Origin of the sequence: Hyphomicrobium sp. B1 (assembly GCF_049532635.1) — a bacterium.
Classification (GTDB): Bacteria; Pseudomonadota; Alphaproteobacteria; order Rhizobiales; family Hyphomicrobiaceae; genus Hyphomicrobium_B.
Genome location: NZ_CP134871.1, coordinates 1,130,388 through 1,151,546, shown reverse-complemented (window position 1 = coordinate 1,151,546; position 21,159 = coordinate 1,130,388). Strand labels below are relative to the sequence as shown.

Annotated in this window: 19 protein-coding genes; 10 read left to right on the top strand and 9 right to left on the bottom strand. The window is 61.0% G+C overall.

Annotated elements, in window-relative coordinates:
* Positions 1-31 precede the first annotated feature (31 nt).
* A complete protein-coding gene (locus RLW55_RS05630) occupies positions 32-562 on the bottom strand; it encodes an FxsA family protein (protein ID WP_409561514.1) in 531 nt (176 codons plus the stop codon).
* Positions 563-861: 299 nt separating this feature from the next.
* On the opposite strand from RLW55_RS05630, the gene RLW55_RS05625 reads away from it, so the two are divergent.
* The 3 genes from RLW55_RS05625 (at position 862) to RLW55_RS05615 (ending at position 3,686) form a co-directional block, all read left to right on the top strand.
* Entirely contained in the window at positions 862-1,617 is a 756-nt protein-coding gene (locus RLW55_RS05625) for a Tim44/TimA family putative adaptor protein (protein WP_409561515.1), read from the top strand.
* A gap of 264 nt (positions 1,618-1,881) precedes the next feature.
* Positions 1,882-3,045, top strand: coding sequence for a murein transglycosylase A (locus tag RLW55_RS05620; protein WP_423415824.1), 1,164 nt, complete (start codon positions 1,882-1,884; stop codon positions 3,043-3,045).
* Positions 3,042-3,686 (top strand): Smr/MutS family protein, encoded by a 645-nt coding sequence (locus tag RLW55_RS05615; protein WP_423415823.1) that lies wholly within the window; start codon positions 3,042-3,044, stop codon positions 3,684-3,686. Before RLW55_RS05620 ends, RLW55_RS05615 begins: the two co-directional genes overlap by 4 nt.
* Before the next feature lie 2 nt (positions 3,687-3,688).
* Here the strand turns inward: RLW55_RS05615 and RLW55_RS05610 are convergent, their stop codons facing one another.
* On the bottom strand, positions 3,689-4,207 hold the full coding sequence (locus RLW55_RS05610; protein ID WP_013950168.1) for an invasion associated locus B family protein: 519 nt from the start codon (positions 4,205-4,207) through the stop codon (positions 3,689-3,691).
* The gene (locus RLW55_RS05605) at positions 4,208-4,714 is read right to left on the bottom strand and encodes an RNA methyltransferase (RefSeq protein WP_013950169.1); all 507 of its coding nucleotides are present in this window, start codon (positions 4,712-4,714) and stop codon (positions 4,208-4,210) included.
* Positions 4,715-4,766: 52 nt separating this feature from the next.
* Here RLW55_RS05605 and RLW55_RS05600 point away from each other — a divergent pair, with 52 nt between their 5' ends.
* Positions 4,767-5,744, top strand: coding sequence for an NADPH:quinone oxidoreductase family protein (locus tag RLW55_RS05600; RefSeq protein WP_423415822.1), 978 nt, complete (start codon positions 4,767-4,769; stop codon positions 5,742-5,744).
* Between the two features lie 12 nt (positions 5,745-5,756).
* Here the strand turns inward: RLW55_RS05600 and thpR are convergent, their stop codons facing one another.
* Positions 5,757-6,335 carry an RNA 2',3'-cyclic phosphodiesterase gene (gene thpR / locus RLW55_RS05595; protein WP_423415821.1) on the bottom strand — a complete coding sequence of 193 codons (579 nt, stop codon included), beginning with the start codon at positions 6,333-6,335 and terminating at the stop codon, positions 5,757-5,759.
* A 29-nt stretch (positions 6,336-6,364) separates the two neighbouring features.
* A complete protein-coding gene (locus RLW55_RS05590) occupies positions 6,365-7,081 on the bottom strand; it encodes an arylesterase (RefSeq protein ID WP_414464275.1) in 717 nt (238 codons plus the stop codon).
* 52 nt (positions 7,082-7,133) lie between these two features.
* Between RLW55_RS05590 and RLW55_RS05585 the strand changes: the two genes are divergently transcribed.
* The 3 genes from RLW55_RS05585 to RLW55_RS05575 all read left to right on the top strand — a co-directional run bounded on the left by RLW55_RS05585 (position 7,134) and on the right by RLW55_RS05575 (position 11,342).
* Complete coding sequence (locus RLW55_RS05585; RefSeq protein WP_409561521.1) at positions 7,134-7,901, top strand: ABC transporter ATP-binding protein; 768 nt, start codon at positions 7,134-7,136, stop codon at positions 7,899-7,901.
* On the top strand, positions 7,898-10,477 hold the full coding sequence (locus tag RLW55_RS05580) for an ABC transporter permease (protein WP_423415820.1): 2,580 nt from the start codon (positions 7,898-7,900) through the stop codon (positions 10,475-10,477). The genes RLW55_RS05585 and RLW55_RS05580 overlap by 4 nt, the downstream gene beginning before the upstream one ends.
* Positions 10,478-10,580: 103 nt before the next feature.
* Positions 10,581-11,342, top strand: a complete 762-nt coding sequence (locus RLW55_RS05575; RefSeq protein ID WP_409561523.1) for a Bax inhibitor-1/YccA family protein — start codon at positions 10,581-10,583, stop codon at positions 11,340-11,342.
* A gap of 131 nt (positions 11,343-11,473) precedes the next feature.
* Here the strand turns inward: RLW55_RS05575 and RLW55_RS05570 are convergent, their stop codons facing one another.
* Entirely contained in the window at positions 11,474-11,857 is a 384-nt protein-coding gene (locus RLW55_RS05570) for a DUF2794 domain-containing protein (RefSeq protein ID WP_414464279.1), read from the bottom strand.
* Between the two features lie 484 nt (positions 11,858-12,341).
* Between RLW55_RS05570 and RLW55_RS05565 the strand changes: the two genes are divergently transcribed.
* Positions 12,342-14,420, top strand: coding sequence for a M3 family metallopeptidase (locus RLW55_RS05565; protein WP_423415819.1), 2,079 nt, complete (start codon positions 12,342-12,344; stop codon positions 14,418-14,420).
* A 47-nt stretch (positions 14,421-14,467) separates the two neighbouring features.
* Here the strand turns inward: RLW55_RS05565 and RLW55_RS05560 are convergent, their stop codons facing one another.
* The 3 genes from RLW55_RS05560 to acnA form a co-directional block, all read right to left on the bottom strand.
* On the bottom strand, positions 14,468-15,229 hold the full coding sequence (locus RLW55_RS05560; RefSeq protein ID WP_423415818.1) for a DUF1223 domain-containing protein: 762 nt from the start codon (positions 15,227-15,229) through the stop codon (positions 14,468-14,470).
* A 1,183-nt stretch (positions 15,230-16,412) separates the two neighbouring features.
* On the bottom strand, positions 16,413-16,775 hold the full coding sequence (locus tag RLW55_RS05555) for a hypothetical protein (RefSeq protein ID WP_423415817.1): 363 nt from the start codon (positions 16,773-16,775) through the stop codon (positions 16,413-16,415).
* Positions 16,776-16,906: 131 nt separating this feature from the next.
* On the bottom strand, positions 16,907-19,621 hold the full coding sequence (gene acnA, locus RLW55_RS05550; protein ID WP_423415816.1) for an aconitate hydratase AcnA: 2,715 nt from the start codon (positions 19,619-19,621) through the stop codon (positions 16,907-16,909).
* A 227-nt stretch (positions 19,622-19,848) separates the two neighbouring features.
* On the opposite strand from acnA, the gene ccmA reads away from it, so the two are divergent.
* Entirely contained in the window at positions 19,849-20,472 is a 624-nt protein-coding gene (ccmA, locus tag RLW55_RS05545; protein ID WP_423415815.1) for a heme ABC exporter ATP-binding protein CcmA, read from the top strand.
* Complete coding sequence (gene ccmB / locus RLW55_RS05540) at positions 20,469-21,134, top strand: heme exporter protein CcmB (RefSeq protein ID WP_024274981.1); 666 nt, start codon at positions 20,469-20,471, stop codon at positions 21,132-21,134. Before ccmA ends, ccmB begins: the two co-directional genes overlap by 4 nt.
* The last annotated feature ends 25 nt before the right edge of the window (positions 21,135-21,159 follow it).

Here is a 21,159-nt window from a genome sequence, read left to right as displayed (position 1 = left end):
CGCTTGCAAGGCTTTCCCGAAACACGTGTCGCTATGAGCGGGATCGGCGCGGCTGGACGGATCTGCCGGGGCGAATAGGCCGCTCGCTGACGCGCTCATATTCGCCTTCGATCACGATGCCGTCGGCATCGGCGGGCGGAACATCGTCTCTGGCGCGAAACGTCTCGCGGCTGACCTCAGCCTGATAGTGGAATAGCGTGACGAGCTTCAGCAGGCCGGTTTGGATGACGATGCGGCGGATCGGCGGCACGAGCAGGATCAGGCCGCAGAAATCGGCAATGAGACCGGGAAAGATCAGAAGCAGCCCGGCGAGAACCTGGAGGAAGCCATCGAAGAGGGGCGAGAAACCTTCCCGTTCGGATCCCAAGCGCGACAGTGCGCGTTCGAAAACAGAAAGACCGACGCGGCGGATGACATATGTGCCGAGAATGCCGGTGCCGATAATGATCGCCGCGAGCCACCAGATGCCGATGAGCTGGCCAACACGGATCAGCAGCCCGATTTCCAGCAACGGAAGGGCTGCGAACGCGAGGACCAGGGCGATTTTCAAGGGTTGAGACATATGCTCTTACCTAACGAACGCGACACCTTAGCGCGGTTGCATGTCAGCGGCCACACACCTTCCCGACGCGGGGGCGGACGTTTCAACACTATTTGCGTTGCTCTTGGCGCTTACCATGAGGCAACGTCACATTCGCAGGCGGAAAGATGGACGGCAGACGCGGCAACCTTAAGGTGCTATAGCTGCCATCTTCAAAACGTCCGTCCGCAGCCTTAGATAGGTGATAGGGTTGCGGCAATCGATCCGGGTGCCCACCGGCATCTCTGTCCTTGTCCCCCACCGGAGCGCTGACCTTTAGAATGTACGGCCAATTTGATCTCATAACGCTGATTGCTCTTGTCGTCGCGGTTGCTGCGATCATCAAGCTCAGGAGCGTGCTTGGCCATCGCACCGATGAGGACGAGCAGCGCGTCGAGCGGCTGAAAACGCGTGAGCGCGAAGCTGCGCAGCGTCCGGCGACCGAAACGGCGTCGGCCGACGTCATCGCGATGCCGCGCCGCGACCGGGAACCCATGCCGCCTGCTCCGGCGCCGGAAATGTCCGGTCCGAGCGTCGAAGCAAAAATTCGCGCCTATCCGGTACAGGATCCGGCCGTCACGGCTGGCTTGCTCGATATTGCGAAGCTCGATCCCTCGCTCGATCCCGAGTCGTTCGTGGCCGGCGCCGGACGCGCTTACGAGATGATCGTGTCGGCGTTCGCGGAGGGCAATCGCCGGGCCTTGAAAGACCTTCTGAGCAAGGAAGTTTATGATGGATTTACCACCGCGATCGCCGACCGCGAAGCGCGTGGGGAGACGATCGAGCAGCAGTTTGTCGGTATCAAAAAGGCCGAGATCGTCGAAGCCGAAGTCAAAAACGGTGTCGCGTCTGTGACGGTGCGCTTCATGAGCGAACTGATCTCGGCAACGCGTGACAAGGCCGGTCAGGTCATCGCGGGCGACGCGCAGAAGATCAAGGACGTGACGGATATCTGGACGTTCAGCCGTGACGTGTCGACGGCGAAGGCCCGGAGCAATCCGAATTGGCGGCTCGTCGCGACGCAGGCGCCAAATTAAGTCACGATTAAGCGGTACGTGCTTTTCTGAGGGGCGGTGTAGGCCGCGCACCGATTAAGAGGTTTTTGAGGACTGCGTGGGTCGGGCACCGGGGGGCGCCTTGTGACCAAGTGTGCGTATCACCCGAGATTTTTACTGGTCAGCCGTCTTGCGATGGCGACCATGCTGGTGTTTCTGTCCCATAATCTTATCCTTGATGGTCAGACAGCGCTAGCTGACCCTTCGTCACCTCCACCTCCACCTCAAACTCAAGCTTCGCCTGCGATGCCGCCGAGTGCCGTTACGTTCGAGCCTATGGCGTTCAGTGAGCTTCCCGGCTGGGCGGCTGACGATCATCTGGCGGCGTGGAAGGCTTTTTTAGCCTCCTGCAAGCCGGTCCTGCGGGCGGGCGCCCGTCCTGCCAAACCAGGAAGCACCGGAGAACCGCAGGCCCTTCTCGACATTTGCTCGACTGCGCTCGAACTGTCGAAAACGAAATCCATTCGTACGCGCAGCGAAGCGCGGCAGTTCTTTGAAGCGAACTTCCGGCCGCATCGCATTAGCGGTGGTGACAGCGAAGGTCTGCTGACGGGCTATTATGAGCCGGTCATCAAGGGATCGCGGACGCCGACGGCGATCTATAAGATTCCGATCTACAAGCGTCCGCCCGATCTCGTGAATGTGGTGGCGGAAAGCGAGCGCGGGGCGAAGTCGGGGTCTTTCACCCATCAGCGGAAGACTGCGAAGGGCCTTGAGCCGCATCTGACGCGCTCCGAGATCGAGGAGGGCGGTCTCGCTGGGCATGGGCTTGAACTCATGTATCTCAAGGACCAGGTCGACGTCTTTTTCATGCAGGTGCAGGGGTCGGGGCGCATCCAACTGCCGAACGGCGAAAAAGTGCGCGTGACCTACGACGGCAAAAACGGCTATCCCTACACATCCATCGGAAAAGCGCTAATCGCCGACGGTCAAATGACGGCCGAGGAGATGTCGCTTAAATCGCTGAAGAGCTATCTTCGAGCAGACAAAGATCGCGCTAAACCCGTGATGTGGAAGAACAAGTCCTACGTCTTCTTCAAGGAGCTTTTAGGCAATGAGGCGAAGGCGCCGATGGGTGTCATGAGCATTCCGCTGCAGACCGGACGGAGCCTCGCCGTCGATACAACGTACTACGCGATTGGAACGCCGATTTATGTCGATGCGCCACGGATCACGCATGCCACGACGTCGAAGGTTTTTCGCCGCTTGATGGTTGCGCACGATGTCGGCTCGGCGATCAAGGGCACTGAGCGCGGGGACATCTATTTCGGTTCGGGCGCCGAGGCCGGGCGGCGGGCCGGCGTTACGAAGCAACCCGGTCATCTCTATGCATTGCTGCCGAATGAAACCAGCGCTGACTATGGCATCCCGGCGGTTCCAGACCCGAAGACTGCGAGCATGGAGCCGTGAAGAAGCGGCAAGGAACCGGCGCTAAAAAAGGCGGATCGACCGGCGATGACGATCATGAGGTTTGGCACTATGCGGCGGCAACGGTCGAGCCGCTGAAGCGCGCCAAGGGCCGTTTTCATCCCGCCAGCGAGGCCGTCAAACTCGGGCACGTCAAACCGAAAGCCGCGCCGAAAGCTGCCGGGCGCGTGGAGCGCGCCGCGAGCAAGCAACGCGCGGAAGTGGCGCCCGTTGAAGTGCCCGCCGTCAAGCCGTCGCGTACGGCCGCGCCAGAGCTTGCGCTTTTCGACCGCAATAGCGTGCGGAAGATTCGCGGCGGGCGTCTCGACATCGAAGCACGGGTCGATCTGCATGGCATGCGCCAGCACGAGGCGCATGCGGCTTTACGGCGATTTCTGCTGAGCTGTCAGGCGCGGGGCCTGCGCTATGTCCTGATCATCACAGGCAAGGGCAAGGCGCTGGGTTCGCAGGCCGCCCACATCGGTGAAGCGGATCGCGAGCGCGGCGTGTTGAAACGCAATGTGCCACGCTGGCTGGAAGAACCGGATTTGCGCGCGATTGTCGTCAGCTTCACGACGGCTGCTATTCAGCACGGCGGCGAGGGCGCCATCTACGTGCATTTGCGCGCGCGCCATCGCGTGTAAGTTCAGAAGCAGGTTTGCTGGAGTTTCTGCAGGGCCTGTCCAATACCGCTCAAAGAATAGGTGTCCGTCACCGTCGCGCCGCTTGCGGGCGTCGCCGCGACGGTCATGGTGCTGCCTTTGCGCATGGCTTCGACGAGCTTCAGCTCGCGCGTCGAGTCGGAGACGTAAACGCGGTCGCCGGAGCCGAAGAGCCGAAAACCTGCGGGGCTTACGGTCGCCATGCCGGGCGTGTTTTTCTTGATGCGAAAGCCCATGCGGAAGCTAACTTCGGCGCGAATGCCGTCTTTCGGCCAAGCGGAAATGTAGGCCCGAGGCGACTGGCGATTGACGCTCCCCGATTGGCTTGCTGTCGGCTCGCTGGTGATGAAACAGAAAAGATGCGGATCAGCAGTGTCGGTCATCAACGACCAGGCGCCATAGGTGTTGACGCGCGTCATCTGCTGCTCGGCGCCGAACGCTCCTCCGCCAGGTACTGCAGCAACCAACAACAGAATAGCTAAGGTCTTCCCGACATTCGGCATTCAAGGTCCCCCCTCGCCGATCGGCCGATCGGCAAACCGAGCCAGCGATTTAATGCGGTCATACATCACGATAGCGCCGGCCATCGCAACATTGACGCAAAAGGCTGTCGGGATCTTGACGACATAGTCGCAGCGTTCGATCAGCGGTTCGGACAGCGAGCCGAGCTCGGGTCCCAGCACATAAGCCGCGCGCAGCGGATGGCGGAAGCTCGGCAGATCTATCGCATCGTCGAGCAGCTCGATGCCGACCAGCTTGCAGCCGCCGGGCAGAGCCATCTCGTCGAGCGAGGACCAATTGTAATGCGGCAAATGCAACTGACTTTTGGACGTGTCGGCGTAGGCCTCAGCGGCTTTGTAGGTGGCGCCAACGGTAAAGGTAAAGCTTGCCCCGAAAGCATGGGCCGAGCGCATCAGGTTACCGAGATTGAGCGACTTCGACATGCGTTCGGCGCCGATGGCGAAATAGCCTTTCGGATGCGGCGGCCATGTGGTCGCTTTTCTTGACATTGGGTTCCGCTCGTGTGTGTCAGAGAGAGATGCAGCGCGAGGGACGTCACATATGAAGGCAGCTCTTTGCAAGAGCCTTGAGGGGCCGAACGGCCTCGTTATCGAGACGCTGGCGGAGCCGGTGCCGCTGGACGGCCAGGCGATCGTCCGGGTTGCGGCAGTCGGTCTCAATTTCGCCGATACGTTGATTACGCGCGGCAAATATCAATTCAAGCCGGATTTACCGTTTTCGCCGGGTGCCGAAATCGCGGGCGTGGTCGAGAGCGTGGGGCCGAACGATCTCGGGATTCACGTGGAACAGCCGGTGATGGCTTACGTCAATTGGGGCGGGGCGGCGGAAAACATCGCGGTCGACATCGGCAAGCTGGTGCCCATTCCGGACGGGGTGCCGATGACGGTCGCGGCCGGGCTTTCGGTGACCTACGGCACGGCGATTCATGGGCTCGCAGATCGCGGTCAGCTCAAGGCCGGAGAAACGGTCGTCGTGACCGGCGCGGCAGGTGGCGCCGGCCAGGCGGCGGTGGAGATCGCAAAGCTGATGGGCGCGCGCGTCATCGCGGTCGTGTCATCGGATGAAAAAGCGAAAATCGCCAAGGCTGCCGGGGCCGATGAGGTGATCTTGTTTCCCGGATCGGATCTTAAAACGGAAGTTCGCAATCTCACTGGCGGCCGCGGCGCGGACGTCGTCTACGATTGCATCGGCGGAGAGGCGTCCGAACCGCTCGTGCGGGCTTTGGCGTGGGAGGGGCGCTTTCTGGTCGTCGGGTTTGCGGCGGGTGAAATTCCAAAAATTCCGCTCAACCTGCTGCTGTTGCGTGGCGCGGAGATCGCAGGCGTTTTCTGGGGCGAAGCGGTGACGCGCAATCCCGCCGGGCATCGCGCCAATATGGTTCGCATCTTGGACTGGGTGCGCGACGGGCGGCTCAGGCCGCGCGTTCAGGCGACGTATCCGCTCGAAGACATCGTGTTGGCGTTGGGTGTGCTCGACCGTCGCGAGGCGACCGGCAAGATCGTGCTGACGATGAGCTGACGCGGTCGCGCGTTACCAGCTCGCGTCGCCTTCGCCTTCATCTGCCAGGAAGCCCATGCCGCGCATCGGGAAGCGTTCTTCGACGCCGTACGGCCCGCCGCCTACGCTTGGGCGCGAGGACATCAGCAATGTTCGTGCAACGAAAAACGGCTCCGAGCGATAGCCGCCGTAGCGCGATAAGTAACGAGCAATGGCATCGACGTTCGAATGTTTCAGGCGGGCGAGCGTAACATGCGGTTTGAACGCCCGCGTATCGGGCGCAAGACCGGCATTGCGTGCGGCTTTCTCGTGGGCGCGGGCGAGGTCTTCGAGTTCGGGTTTGGGTTCGACGCCCGCCCAGATCGAATGCGGATCGTCACCGCCGAAGACGCCAAGACCGGACAAGCGCAGCTCGAAGCCGTCAGGTTCGATGCGGGCGAGGTTGTCGGCAAACTCGCGCGCTTGAACGTTGCCGATGTCGCCGGCGAACCGCAGCGTGATGTGGTAGCTCTCCGGTTTAATCCAGCGCGCGCCGGGAAGAGGCATACGCAACCGATGCAGCTCGTCGCAAATATCGTCAGGCAGTTCGATGGCCGTAAACAAGCGGGGCATTTCAGGATGTCCTTGCTCGTAGGCGGGGCTTAAGGCGCAGCCCCTTTTGCTGTCGTCTCACTTTGGTCGATGCGCGCGATAAGCGCTTCGACGTCAGGCAGAATGCGTTTCACGATTTCGGCAACGCCTTTGGCCGTCGGATGCAGACCATCGGGTTGCGTGAATGAGGGATCGAGCGCGACGCCTTCGAGAAAAAACGGATAGAGCGGAACGTCGTATTTTTTTGCGAGATCCGGAAAGATCGCATCGAATTTTTTGGCGTAATCGTCGCCCCAGTTGTTCGGCGCTTTCATGCCGGTGAGCAGAACGGGAATGCCTTTGGCTTTGAGATCGGCCAGCATCTTGTCGAGGTTTTCGCGCGGGACTTTCGGATCGATGCCGCGCAGCGCGTCGTTGGCGCCAAGCTCCATGATGACGGCGTCGGGTTTGGGATCGAGCGCCCAGTCGAGGCGTTCCAGTCCGCCCGACGTCGTATCGCCCGAAACGCCGGCATTCGTTACGGTGACCTTGTGTCCCTTGGCCTGAAGCGCCATCTGAAGCTGGGTCGGGAAGGAGTCGCTGGTTTTGACGCCGTAACCGGCCGTCAGACTGTCGCCGAAGGCGACGATCGTCAGTGGGCGCGACGACACGGCAGTTGCAGAGGTTACGAGCGGAGCCATCATCCCGGCACAGATCAGTACGCGAAAGGCGGTCTTCGCAATCCAGCCAGAAACCCGGTTCGGGGCGCGGGAAGCTTTAGCGTTCATCTTTCGGCCCCACACATCACACATTTCATGAGCTGACGTAGAGGCTCAATGTGTGCGGCACAAGTCCGATACGACACACATCAGCCACGACAAGGCAGGGCATCTTACCTTGAGCGATCCGATCATTAAACTCGACAATGTGCAGTTGACCTTAACGAGCCGCGCCGGGCCGGTACATATCCTGCGTGGCGTGTCGCTTGCGATTCCGCGCGGGCAATCGGCGGCAATCGTCGGGCCATCGGGATCGGGCAAGACCTCGCTGCTGATGACGATGGCGGGCCTCGAACGGGCGACGAGCGGCCGCATTACGGTCGCGGGGCGCGAGCTTGGGTCGCTGTCGGAAGATAATCTGGCCGTTCTGCGCGGCGCCGACATGGGCATCGTGTTCCAGTCGTTTCATCTTGTACCGACGATGACGGCGCTGGAAAATGTCGCCCTGCCGATGGAGCTTGCGGGCGAAGCAAAGGCCTTCGAGACGGCGCGCGACCTCTTGGCGGAAGTGGGCTTGAGCGCTCGTGTCGATCATTTCCCGGCGGAACTTTCAGGCGGCGAGCAGCAGCGCGTTGCGATTGCCCGCGCGTTGAGCCGGTCGCCGGATATTCTGTTCGCAGACGAGCCGACCGGCAATCTCGACGGGCGAACGGGCAAACAGATTATCGAGCTGTTGTTCGGTCTGCGCGAGCGGCGCGGCGCGACCCTCGTGATCGTCACGCATGACAACAAGCTTGCGGCAATGACCGATCGCGTGATCCGCATGACGGACGGCGCAATCGTCGCCGACGAGAGGACGGAAGCCGCTATGCGCGCGGTGTCGTCGTGACGGCACTCTCGAATTTGGACGGCGCGGCTCAGCCGAAGCGCGCGAGTATTCTCACCATCGTTCGTCTCGGTTTGCGCGAAATTCGCAATGGTTTCGATGGTTTTCGCATTTTCATCGCCTGCCTGGCACTGGGTGTGATGGTGATCGCGGCCGTCGGCGCGCTGGCCGATGCGTTGCGCGCCGGACTTACGAAACAGGGCGAGGCGATCCTCGGCGGCGATGTCGTGTTCGCGCGGATGCATGTTCGCGGCACGCCCGAGGATCAGCACCTGTTTCACAGTCTCGGGCGGGTGAGCGAAACGGCGACGATGCGAACGATGGCGCGGCGTACCGACGGTTCGGATCAGGCCCTGGCGGAGTTGAAAGGCGTCGATGGCGCTTATCCGCTCGCAGGGACGGTGACGCTGAAGAGCGGTGGCACATTTGCCGAAGCGCTTTCCGGACAGGGCGCCGTCGCCGATGCCATGTTGCTTGATCGGCTCGGTCTCAAGATCGGCGACGAGATGCGCATCGGCTCCGAAAGTGTGGTGATTAAAGGCATTCTCGATAACGAGCCGGATGCCATCGTCGACCGCATGACCTATGGCCCGCGTGTGTTCGTGTCACTCGCGACGCTGGAAAAAACCGATCTCATCAAGCCCGGCACACTCATTCGCTGGCGCTATGCGATCAAGTTGCCGACAGGTGCGCCAAGCGACCGTGGGGCGCTTTCGAATTTGCGCAAATCGGTTGCCGAAAAACTTCCGACCGGCGGCTACACCAGCAACGATCGTTATGATCCGTCACCGCAGATCAGCCGGGCGCTCGACCGCTTGCGGCAGTTTCTCATCCTGATCGGGCTGGCATCGCTGCTGGTCGGCGGCGTGGGCATTGCGAACGCGGTTTCCACGTTCATCGACAAGCGCATGAAGGTGATCGCGACGCTCCGCAGCATCGGCGCGTCGGGTTCGCAGATCATGGGCATATTCCTGGTGCAGCTCGTCATCATGAGCGCGGTCGGCATTGCGATCGGCCTCGCGCTCGGCGTTGCGGTGCCGTCGATCATCGACGAATTCTACGGTGATTTGCTGCCTGTTCGGATCAACGTCGAGGTATCGCCGCTCAGTCTGGGACTCGCGGCGCTCTATGGCGCGCTCGTTGCGTTGCTGTTTGCGCTCTGGCCATTGGGACGAGCGGAAAACGTATCGGCGACGGTTCTTTTTCGCGACAGCATTAACGGATCCGGCGGTCGGCCGCGAACATCGCTGATCGTGTTGATGGCGGCGCTCGGTGCGGCGCTGATCGCGATCGCGGTGTTGACGTCGGAGTCACGGTCGATTGCGCTCTGGATTCTTGCCGGGCTGGTCGTCATGCTGGTCGTATTCGGCTGGCTCGGCGGATTTCTGGCGCGGATGGCGCGTCGCCTGCCGCGCCCGTCGCGGCCGGAATTGGGATTGGCGTTGCGCAACATCGGTTCGCCTGACGGGCTGACGCGTTCTGTCGTGTTGTCGCTCGGGACTGGCCTTTCGCTGCTCGTCGTGGTGGCACTCGCGAATGCTTCGCTGGTGGCGGATCTGCGGGACCGCTTGCCTGAGGAAGCGCCGGATTATTTCCTGCTCGACATTCCGCCCGGAGATTTCGATGGGTTGAAGGCGCGCATCGCGCAAGACGCACCGGGCACGTCACTGGTCGAAGCGCCGATGCTGCGCGGCCGGATCGTCGCGATCAAAGGTACGCCGGTCGAGGATCTCAAATTTTCGTCCGATACTCAGTGGGTACTGAATGGCGACCGCGGCCTGAGTTATTCCGACAGCATTCCAGAAGGTTCGACACTCACCGCAGGTTCCTGGTGGGCGAAAGATTACTCCGGGCCGCCGCTCGTATCGTTCGAGGGCGAAATCGCGAAAAAACTCGGGGTCGGACTTGGCGACAGCGTGACGATCAACGTGCTCGGGCGGAATATAACAGCGAAGGTCGCAAGCCTGCGCGAGGTGAAGTGGGAGAGCATCGCCCTCAACTTCATCATGGTGTTCTCGCCGAACACGCTGCGGGCCGCGCCGCATAATCTGCTTGCGACGGTGCGCCTGCCGCCAGGAACGGCGGCGGATGTCGAAACCCGGATGGTGCGCGATATCGGCAGGTCCTATCCGTCGGTCAGCGCCATTCGCGTTCGCGACGCCATCGATCAGTTCAGCAAGATCTTCGCGAAAGTGATGGTGGCGGTTCAAGTTGCAGGTAGCGTGACGCTGACGGCGGGCGCGCTCGTTTTAGCAGGCGCGCTCGTAACGGCTCAGCGGCGGCGAATCCTCGAAGCCGTGATTCTGAAGACGATCGGGGCACGGCGGCGGCAGATTCTCATGGCGCACGCCTGGGAATATGCCTTGCTGGCCGTGATTGCGGCGCTCATCGCCATTCTGCTCGGCAGTGTCATCGCTTGGGTTGCCGTTACCCGCGTGATGGAATTGGATTATGTCTTTTCGCTCAATGCCGTTTTCGTGACGCTTGGGGTTGCAGCGGCTATGATTGCGGTGTTCGGTGGGATCGGAACGTGGATGATCCTTAAGGCTCCGCCTGCAAGTTACCTGCGTTCAGAATAAAAGCATTCTGCTTTTGGTTTCCGGACCTTGAAAGGCTTCGGCAGCAGGATCATATTCCACGCAGAACCGGCAGTTCGCCGGATAACACGAGGATTCGAGGACCATGGCTGAAGTTTTTTCGCGACCAAATAGCCCGTACGGCAGCGCGCGGACATCTGGCGCGATCGACCAGGGGCTGCGCTCGTTCATGCTCGGCACCTACAACTACATGGCACTCGGTGTTGCCGGTACGGCGGCCGTTGTCATGCTTCTTATGGCCAACCCGCAGGTCATGGCAGCGATTGCGCTGGGCCCGATGAAATGGGTTCTGTTTGCCGCCGTCATGGGTCTTGGCTGGTTTGCACCGCGTCTTTTCTTCGGCGGCAGTAACGTCGTCGCCCACGGCGCTTATTGGCTCTACTGCGCGGCCTGGGGCGCTTTGATCGCTCCGATGATTTCGCTTTACGTTTCGACCGGCATGGCTGGCCTCGTCGGTCAGGCGTTCTTCATCGCCGCCGCGATGTTCGCGGTCACGAGCCTCATCGGCTATACCACGAAGAAGGACATGACCGGCTGGAGCGGTTTCCTGTCGATGGCGTCGATCGGCCTGATCGTCGTCATGCTCGGCAGCTTCTTCTTCATCACCGATCCCGGCACCAGCAAGACGGTCAGCATGGGTATCTCGGCCGTCGTCGTGCTGCTCTTCTCGGTCATCACGGCGTTTGAAACGCAGGCGATCAAGTCGATGTACATCGAGAATGCCCAGTATGGTGGCGAAGAGCAGCTGAAGCGGTCGTCGATCTTCGGCGCCTTCATGCTCTACGGCTCGTTCATCACGCTCTTCATTCACATCCTGAACCTGTTGGGAATGGCGAATCGCAACTAAGAGCGAGAAATCCAATTGAGAAAGGCCCCGGAATCCGGGGCCTTTTTTGTTTGCGTATTTTTGGTCGGCGCTCTTTTGTTTTCCGCTTCCGACTCTCGTTCCGAGAGCCGGCCGGAAGCGGAGGAAGAGCTTTAAAATCTCACGACGTCGGGGCGGTCTTCGAGGACGCTCAGCACGCGCTTCAGGTCATGGCCGCGCTTCATGATGAGGCCTCCGGCCGCGATGACGCTGTAGGCGCCCTGTTTGCGCGCCAGGCGCAGATCCTTCTCGATGCGATAGAGCGCGTATTCGCTTGCCTTGCGATAGACGGAAAAGACGGCCTTGTCGCGCAGCAGGTCGATGGCGTAGTCGCGCCAAGCGCCGGAGGCAACTTTGCGGCCGTAGAGATCGAGAATGGCTGTGAGTTCGTAGCGATCGAATGTGGTTCGTCGGCCTGGCTCCGAATGCTGATCGGGCGATCCAGGCGTGCCCGCTGAGCGCGGGCGAAAAACTATCGGGTCGGTTGTCTCGCTCAAACGGCGCCGTCCAATCGTTGATAGTGAAGGATCGCGCTAACGGACGGCGAATGCAAGAGAGACGTCAAAAAACTTGCGGTTCTTCGGCCAAATGAACGGGATGAACAACTTTGGGGACAAAGCACGGAAATACCCTGACCCTGACAAAATCGCGACTCAGGCGCGGCCCCAATCCGCCGTATTAAAACGCGATAGAGATAACCGTTGCCTTTGGGTCCGATTTCAAAGGACCGGCTCTGGATATATAGCCCCCCAGCCCCCCGGGGCCATAGTTTCGAGATAGGACTCTCAGGCAACGCTCCCTTCTGCGTTTTGGTCCCCATCCAAAACGAACCCTCTCCCTCGACGTCGTGTTCGACAGGACCGGTGCCACCGCGCCGGTCCTGTCGGCGTTGCCGCATTGCAAGGGTTTCATTTGAGCACAAACGGTATTTTGTGCGTATATAAAGTTACAGAGTGGGGGAAACTCGGATATTCGATCTCAATGATAGCAAAGCGTAAGGCGGCATCGAAGCCGCGCCCAAAAGCCACCGCCAATCCATTGATGATGAAATGGAACGGCGAATTCGCCATGCCGCCATTCGAGAAAATTGAGGCGCGCCATTTCAAACCGGCGCTCGAAGCGGCGTTTCGCGAGCACAAAGCGGAAATCGAAAAGATCGCACGCAATTCGGCAAAGCCGACGTTCGCCAATACGATCATCGCGCTTGAAAAGAGCGGCTGGCAGTTGTCCCGCGTCGCGTCGGTTTTCTGGAATCTCGAAGGCTCGGATTCGACGCCGGAATTGCAGGAAGTTGCGCGCGATATGGCGCCTCGTTTTGCAGCGCACGAAACGCAGATCCTGCTTGATAAGCGCCTCTTCAAGCGTGTCGATGATCTTTACGAGCGCCGCGATGCGCTGAAGCTCAATGATGAAGACCTGCGTGTGCTCGAACGCCACCATCTGGAATTCGTTCGCGCGGGCGCACGGCTGTCGTCGGCAGACAAATCACGCGTGAAAGAGATCAATGCGCGCCTTGCGACGCTCGTCACGCAGTTCATGCAGAACGTCTTGAAAGACGAGCAATCCTGGCAGCTCGTGCTCGACGGCGAGAATGATCTCGCCGGACTGCCTCAAACGCTCAAGGACAGTGCGGAACGGGCGGCCGCTGATGTGGGTCTTCCCGGCAAGGCCATCGTGACGTTGGCGCGGTCGAGTGTCGAAGGCTTCCTGACGTACTCTGCCCGCAGAGATTTGCGGGAGCAGGCGTTCAATGCCTGGATCAGCCGCGGTGCGCGCGCTGGCGATACCGACAACAGGCAGATCGTTGCCGAAGCGGTTGCGTTGCGTGGCGAATATGCGCGGCTGATGGGCTTCAAGTCGTATGCCGAATTCAGCCTGCAGGACACGATGGCGAAGACGCCGGTTGCCGTCGATGAGCTTCTTCGCGCCGTGTGGGCGAAGGCCGTCGTGCGCGCCAAAGGCGAACGCGATCTGCTGGCGGCGGAAGCGCAGAACGCGGGCGACAATTCCGAGATCATGCCGTGGGACTGGCGCTATTACTCGGAAAAGGTGCGCCAGGCGAAGTACGATTTCGACGAGTCGAAGCTGCAGCCCTATCTCGAACTCGATAACATGATCCGCGCTGCTTTCGACACGGCGACGAAGCTCTTCGGATTGAAGTTCAAGGAGCGCAAGGATCTGCCGCGCTATCACCCCGAGGTGCGTGTGTGGGAGGTGCTCGACAAGAAAGGCCAGCACGTCGGCATTTTCATGGGCGATTATTTTGCCCGACCAACGAAGCGTTCCGGCGCCTGGATGTCGTCGTTCCGCTCGCAGCACAAGCTCGGCAAGGGCCAGACACCGATCATCATCAACGTCTTGAATTTCACGAAGGGCGGCGATGATACGCCGCCGCTGCTGTCGTTCGACGATGCGCGCACGCTATTTCACGAATTCGGGCACGGGCTGCACGGACTGCTGTCGAACGTGACGTATCCGTCGATTTCGGGAACGTCAGTGTCGCGCGATTTCGTCGAGCTGCCGTCGCAGCTTTACGAGCATTGGCTGTCGACGGCGGACGTGCTCGAAAAGCACGCGCTGCACTACAAGACCGGCAAGCCGATGCCGAAGTCTCTACGCCAGCGGCTGACGGCGGCGCGCAATTTCAATCAGGGATTTGCGACAATCGAATATACGTCATCGGCACTCGTCGATATGGCGCTCTATTCCGCAGACATGTCGGAAATCGGCGACATCGAGGGTTTCGAACGCGATGCGCTCAACGGTATCGACATGCCGAAAGAGATCGTGATGCGGCACCGGCTGCCGCACTTCATGCACATCATGTCGGGCTATGCAGCGGGCTATTACAGCTATCTGTGGTCGGAAGTGATGGACGCGGATGCGTTCGCGGCGTTCGAAGAGACGGGCAACGTCTTCCATCCGGCGACGGCAAAGAAGCTGCACGAGTTCATCTATTCGGCGGGCAACCGGCGCGATCCGCATGACGCGTACGTGGCGTTTCGCGGGCGGCCGCCGAAGATCGACGGCCTGCTGAAGAAGCGCGGGCTGGCGGCTTGATGATTGGCCCCGGCGACTCCCCTTCGGGGAGCCGGCCGCCGGGGCACCTACCAGAGGCCCGCCATCGTCGCGCCGATGATGGGGCCGCTGCGGCCTTCCTGCACGAGCACGACGACCTTCTGCACGTCGGCCTGCATCATGGCGGCGCGCGGCAGCTGCACCTGCATCGGCTGGCCTTTCCAGATGCCGACGGGAATAAGTTCGTGGACGACGTTGGTGTAGGTCAGCGTCTTGCCGGCGTTCTCGCCATCCTTGACCGGCACCGAACCCGACATCTGCACGACGCCGAGCCAGATGGTCGCCTCGCGCGGGGTATGGCCGGCCGCATCGGCGCCCAGCGCGAAGTTCATGGTGTTGCGCTCCTGCCAGAAACGGACCGGAACCTGGCGGGGTCCCCCGGATTTGGAGGTTTCGTCGATGGCCTGCTCGATTGCGGCTTTTGAGGAGCCATTAACAGGGATTTCGCCGTTCACGACCGCCTGCGGCGTGTAGATCTGGCCGTCGCCACGGGCGCGGGCGTAGTTTCGTTGCCGCTCGGTGTTGCGCGGCGAGGCGAAGGTGTCTTTCCAGCCGAGATAGTTCCAGTAGTCGACGGGCAGCGACAGGGCGATGATCGACGGGTCGTCGGCGAGCGTCTTCAGAACTTCATCGGCGGGCGGGCAGGACGAGCAACCCTGGCTCGTGAAGAGCTCAACGACGGCTTTGACGGGCTGCTCCGCTGGCCGGTCGACGGGGACTTCCTGGGCTGAAGCGGGAAGGGCGCTGGCACCGACGACGAGGACCGCCAGCAGGAATTCGCGAAAACGCATCAATCGTTAAGCCTCACAGACACTACGGCCGCCGCCAAGTTTATCTTTAGCGCCCACAAACGTCAGGCCAAAGTGAAAGGCGCGAAAGCCTTGTCACGAAGGGGTGAGCGTTAAGGGGTTCGTTGGGGGGGTGGGCGGGTGTTACATGGCGTTCCACTATCTGCGCGGGGGAGATGGGCGCAGACATTTTCGGCACCGCGTAGCAAACGCACCAAACCGATGAGAGCGTCGCCTACTGTGACTTGCAAAAAAGGGCTGAACTTGTGCCCTTGTGATGGCAGATCCCCGGGCCGTGCCGGGCTTCTAATCGCGGAACGCGCCGGACCCGGACGACCTATACTTTGGCATTTGTGATCTTAAACGATAAGGCCGTAGCCCGATCGAGTTCAGAACCGGAACTGCTCTTTAGGGTCCAGCTCGGGTTCTTCGCGTTTAGGCATCCCGGAATCCTATCTGATTAGGAACTTCTAAACCAGACTCACGTTCAACACTCACATGGACAGGATCGCAAAAAACAACGCCGATATAATCCTCAGGATGACAGGAGCGCCCGTCCAAAGCGGAGTAGAGAGCCCCTGCCAGTTGCAGCCTAGTGGCATCAGCCAGTCGTGCGATAGTGCGTATTTAATGGTGGATTCCACAGCTCAACAAGATCGCGTTCCTCGGCGCGCCTCACCGTCTCTACGCCTTGTGTGGGATGCGCAAGCGCGTGAGTAGCGCCAAGTCTCAAAGCTACGCTCCACACTTCATGCTTTGACATTCGCGTGCTGAAATCGCCAGTCTCGCCAAAGTAAAGTGGCTTTAAATTGCCGTTTGGCATCCGCGTTGCGAATACGTAATTGCCTGCGACGGCGTTAAACGGCAAGTCCATGTCTACGAACCAGTATCGATAAGCTCGACCGGACTTCCCTTGCCAATCTACGAAGTTGCTCATTTTCGTCTACCCTTTCTGGGTAGCCGTCGGCCGCTTGACCCGAGTCCTTCTAAGTGTACAATCTGCTTTGTGATCACGAGCCCGTCGGCCTACGGCGGGTGCTAATTGGCCGGGGCGTTGCAAGCGTTCCCGGCCAAATTGATTCATAAAGCGATTCGTCGTTTGGCCACCCTACGTTTGGCCCCACGAACGGCCGCCCGACGTTCTACATTTGGATCAGGCGCGACCAGTCGTTCGATAGGTCAACCGCTAGTGCCTCGTATCTGAGGTCGGTCCTTCCACCATTCTGTATTGAGGCTTAGCTGGCTCGACTGGCCGCGGCGTCTTTTCCTTGCGCAGCTTCGGCCAGCGGAACGATGGGGACCGGATGCCGTCCCGGTTGGCTTCAAGGTAGGTGATCGTCGCGCGCAGGTGCACAATGGCGTCAGCGCGGGGAACTCTGCGAGAGTCGCCGCGAAGCTTTAGGTGCCGCCATTTCCAGGTCCACGCGCCGGGAAGCTGGTTGATCCAGCGATTGATTGTCCTGGTCTGCCAATAGACGTCATGGCTTCGAGCCGCGTCTTCCAGCACGGAGCGTAGCGCCAGAATGACGGCATCTACCTGCGACGTCATATTGATCCCCTCCGACAACCCGCCGATTCAAAATATCACTTTCTTGGCCTATCGGCATCGGGAGGGGCAGACATTTTTTAAGTTAGGCCCGGCGACACGCGTTCTGCGTGGCGGCCGCCGGGGCCGATGTTTTAAGCCGCCAGGTTGCGCAGCACGTAGTGCAGGATGCCGCCGTTCTTGAAGTACTCGATCTCGTCGAGGGTATCGATCCGGCAGAGCACCGGCACGGGCAGCGTCGAGCCGTCGGCGCGGGTGATGGTGATCGTCATGACCTCGCGCGGCTTGACGCTGGCGAGACCGGGAATGGACACGCGTTCGTCGCCCTTGAGGCCAAGCGATTCCCACGAGGCGCCTTCGGTGAAGACGAACGGCGCCACGCCCATGCCGACCAGGTTCGAACGATGGATGCGCTCGAACGACTGCGCGATGACGGCGCGGACGCCGAGCAGGTTCGTGCCTTTCGCCGCCCAGTCGCGTGAGGAGCCGTTGCCGTATTCGACGCCCGCAAAGACAACGAGCGGCACGCCTTCGGCTTCGTACTGCATGGCGGCATCGTAGATCGGCATTTCGGTGCCCGACGGATAGTGGATCGTCAGGCCGCCTTCCTTCACGTTGCCGCTCGCATCCTTCACCATGTGGTTCTTGATGCGGATGTTGGCGAAGGTGCCGCGCATCATCACTTCATGATTGCCGCGGCGCGTGCCGTACTGGTTGAAGTCTACCGGCTGCACGCCGTGGTCGAGCAGGTATTTACCTGCCGGGCTCGCGGTCTTGATGGAGCCCGCAGGCGAGATGTGGTCGGTCGTGATCTTGTCGCCGAAGAGGCCGAGGATGCGGGCGTTGACGATGTCGCCCACGGGCTTGGCTTCACGCGCGATCGACTGGAAGTAGGGCGGGTTCTGGACGTACGTCGAAGAGCCGTTCCAGCCGTAGGTCAGGCCGCCGCTCGTCGCGATGCCCTGCCAGTTGTTGTCGCCTTTGAAGACATCGGCGTAGCGCGACATGAACATGGAGCGCGTGATGTTGTCGGCGATGAACTGCTGGATTTCCTGCGTCGTCGGCCAGATGTCCTTCAGGAAGACAGGCTTGCCGTCTTTGCCCATGCCCAACGGCTCTTTGGTCAGATCTTTCTGGACCGAACCCGCGAGCGCATAAGCCACGACGAGCGGGGGCGACGCCAGATAGTTCGCCTGCACGTCGGGGCTGACGCGGCCTTCGAAGTTGCGATTGCCGGACAGCACCGCCGCAGCGACGATACCGTTGCCGTTGATGGCTTTCGAAATCTCAGGTGCCAGCGGGCCGGAGTTTCCGATGCAGGTGGTGCAGCCGAAGCCGACGAGGTTGAAGCCGATCTGGTCGAGGAAGGGCTGTAGGCCAGCGTCCGCGAGGTAAGCGGCGACGACCTGCGATCCCGGCGCGAGCGATGTTTTCACCCACGGCTTGCTCGTCAGCCCGGCGTTGACCGCGTTGCGGGCGAGCAGGCCGGCGGCGATCAGCACGCTCGGGTTCGACGTGTTCGTGCAGCTCGTGATCGCGGCGATGACGACGTCGCCATGGCCGATGTCGAAGTCCTTGCCTTCGACGGGCACGCGCTTCGACAGCTCGTCGGGCTTCTTGTATTCGCCGGCGAGCGCGGTTTCGAAACCGGTCTTGATGTCGGTCAGCGCGATGCGGCCTTCGGGACGCTTCGGGCCAGCCATCGACGGGACGACATCGCCGAGATCGAGTTCGAGCGTGTCGGTGAAGACCGGATCGGCCGAGCCCGTTTCGCGATAAAGGCCTTGCGCCTTGGCGTAGGCTTCGACGAGCGCGATGCGGTGCGCGTCGCGGCCCGACATGGTCAGGTAGTTGATCGTTTCCTTGTCGACCGGGAAGAAGCCGCACGTTGCGCCGTATTCGGGCGCCATGTTGGCGATCGTCGCGCGGTCGGCGAGCGTCATTGAATCGAGGCCGGGGCCGAAGAATTCGACGAATTTGCCGACGACGCCCTTCTTGCGCAGCATCTGCGTGACGGTGAGAACGAGGTCGGTCGCGGTGACGCCTTCCTTGAGCTTGCCCGTCAGACGGAAGCCGATGACCTCAGGAATGAGCATCGACTGCGGCTGGCCGAGCATCGCGGCTTCGGCTTCGATGCCGCCGACGCCCCAGCCGAGAACCGCCAAGCCGTTGACCATCGTCGTGTGGCTGTCGGTGCCGACGAGCGTGTCCGGGTACGCAACGGTTGCGCCGTCGGCCATCTCGTTCGTCCAGACGGTCTGGGCGAGATATTCGAGATTGACCTGGTGGCAGATGCCGGTGCCGGGCGGCACGACGCGGAAGTTCTGAAACGCGCCCTGGCCCCACTTCAGGAAGTTATAGCGCTCGCCGTTGCGGGCGTATTCGAGCGCGACGTTGTCGGCCAAGGCTTTCGGCGTGCCGAACTCATCGACGATGACGGAATGGTCGATCACAAGATCGACGGGCACGAGCGGGTTGATCTTCGTCGGATCGCCGCCGAGCTTCGTCATGCCGTCGCGCATGGCGGCGAGGTCGACAACGGCAGGAACGCCGGTGAAGTCCTGCATCAGCACGCGGGCCGGGCGGAAGCCGATTTCTTTCTCGGTTTTGCCTTTGTTATCGAGCCATTCGGCCATGGCCATGATGTCGGCTTTGGTGACCGAGCGGTTGTCCTCGTGACGAAGGAGGTTTTCGAGGAGAACCTTCATGGAATAGGGAAGGCGCGAGATGCCTTTAAGGCCGTTAGCCTCGGCATCGGGCAAGGAATAGTAAACGTAAGTCTTACCCTCGACGGTGAGGGTTTTCTTGCATTTGAAGCTGTCGTCGGAAATGGGTGTAAGGGCGCTCAAGGTCAGGCCTCCGAAAGATTAAGACGAAGGGCTGCGCCGCCGGTGTGCCGACGGAATCGAGGACGCCCCGCGGCACATAGGACTGGGCCGCGCGACCCCCTCGCTTTTGCGCTAGCGAAGGATACAACGTGCCTTTTATATAAGCATATCGAAAAGAAAAGCCCAATCGTGCGGATGGCCAAATTGCCCCGCCTTTGCTCAATCCGGCATCATGGAATCCGATCACTGTGCAGCTTATTGCTGAAGACTTGACCATCGACCGCGGGCCGCGGCGTGTCATCGAGGGGTTGTCGTTCGACGTTAAGCACGGCGAAGCCTTGGTGCTGACGGGCGCGAACGGCATCGGCAAGACGACGTTGCTGCGAACGCTGGCCGGATTCATCCGGCCGTTTCGCGGTTCCGTTCGTCTCGAAGGCGGCGATCCGGAGCTGTCGGTCGCGGAGCAGGCGCATGCGATCGGTCACACCAATTCGGTGAAGTCGAGTTTGACGGTGATCGAGAACGCGACGTTCTGGAACGCCTATCTGGAAGCGAACGATCATTCGCAGCAGCGGATCGACGCTGCGCTTCAGCATTTCGGATTGGAAGAGCTTGGCGAATTTCCCGCCGCGTATCTTTCGGCCGGACAAAAGCGGCGGCTCGGGCTGTCGCGGCTGCTTGTTGCGCACCGGCCGCTGTGGCTGCTCGATGAGCCCACTGCATCGCTCGACGCGGCGTCGTCGGAGCGGCTAGTGGCGGCGGTGAACGCGCATACGCGCGAGGACGGGCTTGCCGTCATTGCCACGCATTTGCCATTGGCGCTGGAGCGGGCGCGGACGCTCGATCTCGTGGCGCATAGGATGGCGGCGTGAAGAGTTTCTGGGCTCTCATCAAGCGGGACTTGCGATTGGCAGTCCGCGAGGGTGGCGCTATCGGGACAGCGCTGGGCTTTTTTCTCGTGGTCGTCTCGTTGATGCCGCTTGGGCTCGGGCCGGATCTCAATCTGCTGGCGCGGATTGCGGCGGGCGTGCTCTGGATCGCGCTGTTGCTGGCAGCGTTGCTGTCGCTCAATCGTATTTTCGAGGCGGATTACGAAGACGGGACCCTTGATGTGCTGGCGACGGGGCCGCTGCCGCTCGAGCTTGTCAGCGCCGCAAAGGCTTTAGCCCACTGGATCACCACGGGAATTCCGCTGGCGATCATGGCGCCGGTGCTCGGCATTCTCCTGAACCTCGACCTCAATTCATACCCTATTCTTGTGGCAACAACCTTAATCGGGACGCCGGCCGTGAGTTTTCTGGGGGCGATCGGGGCGGCATTGACCATGAAGACACGTCGCGGCGGCCTGCTTCTGGCCGTGATTGTGCTTCCGTTCTATGTGCCGACGCTGATTTTCGGCATATCGGCCGTCAGTGCCAGCGCGGGACCCGATGGGCTTAGTGCGTCGTTTCTCATTCTGGCGGCGGTGTCGCTGGTTACGGTCGTGCTGGGGCCGGTCGCGGCAGCTGCTGCGCTTCGGATCCAGTTGCAGTAATTCTCCAAATGGTAACCTCAGGCTT

What these genes read in the sequence shown, in the direction of transcription:
- RLW55_RS05620 (WP_423415824.1), top strand. Translation starts at nt 1,882, where the DNA reads ATGCCGCCGAGTGCCGTTACGTTCGAGCCTATGGCGTTCAGTGAGCTT.
- RLW55_RS05575 (WP_409561523.1), top strand. Translation starts at nt 10,581, where the DNA reads ATGGCTGAAGTTTTTTCGCGACCAAATAGCCCGTACGGCAGCGCGCGG.
- RLW55_RS05630 (WP_409561514.1), bottom strand. Translation starts at nt 562, where the DNA reads ATGTCTCAACCCTTGAAAATCGCCCTGGTCCTCGCGTTCGCAGCCCTT.
- RLW55_RS05555 (WP_423415817.1), bottom strand. Translation starts at nt 16,775, where the DNA reads ATGACGTCGCAGGTAGATGCCGTCATTCTGGCGCTACGCTCCGTGCTG.
- RLW55_RS05625 (WP_409561515.1), top strand. Translation starts at nt 862, where the DNA reads ATGTACGGCCAATTTGATCTCATAACGCTGATTGCTCTTGTCGTCGCG.
- RLW55_RS05565 (WP_423415819.1), top strand. Translation starts at nt 12,342, where the DNA reads ATGATAGCAAAGCGTAAGGCGGCATCGAAGCCGCGCCCAAAAGCCACC.
- RLW55_RS05590 (WP_414464275.1), bottom strand. Translation starts at nt 7,081, where the DNA reads ATGAACGCTAAAGCTTCCCGCGCCCCGAACCGGGTTTCTGGCTGGATT.
- thpR (WP_423415821.1), bottom strand. Translation starts at nt 6,335, where the DNA reads ATGCCCCGCTTGTTTACGGCCATCGAACTGCCTGACGATATTTGCGAC.
- RLW55_RS05610 (WP_013950168.1), bottom strand. Translation starts at nt 4,207, where the DNA reads ATGCCGAATGTCGGGAAGACCTTAGCTATTCTGTTGTTGGTTGCTGCA.
- RLW55_RS05605 (WP_013950169.1), bottom strand. Translation starts at nt 4,714, where the DNA reads ATGTCAAGAAAAGCGACCACATGGCCGCCGCATCCGAAAGGCTATTTC.
- RLW55_RS05560 (WP_423415818.1), bottom strand. Translation starts at nt 15,229, where the DNA reads ATGCGTTTTCGCGAATTCCTGCTGGCGGTCCTCGTCGTCGGTGCCAGC.
- RLW55_RS05600 (WP_423415822.1), top strand. Translation starts at nt 4,767, where the DNA reads ATGAAGGCAGCTCTTTGCAAGAGCCTTGAGGGGCCGAACGGCCTCGTT.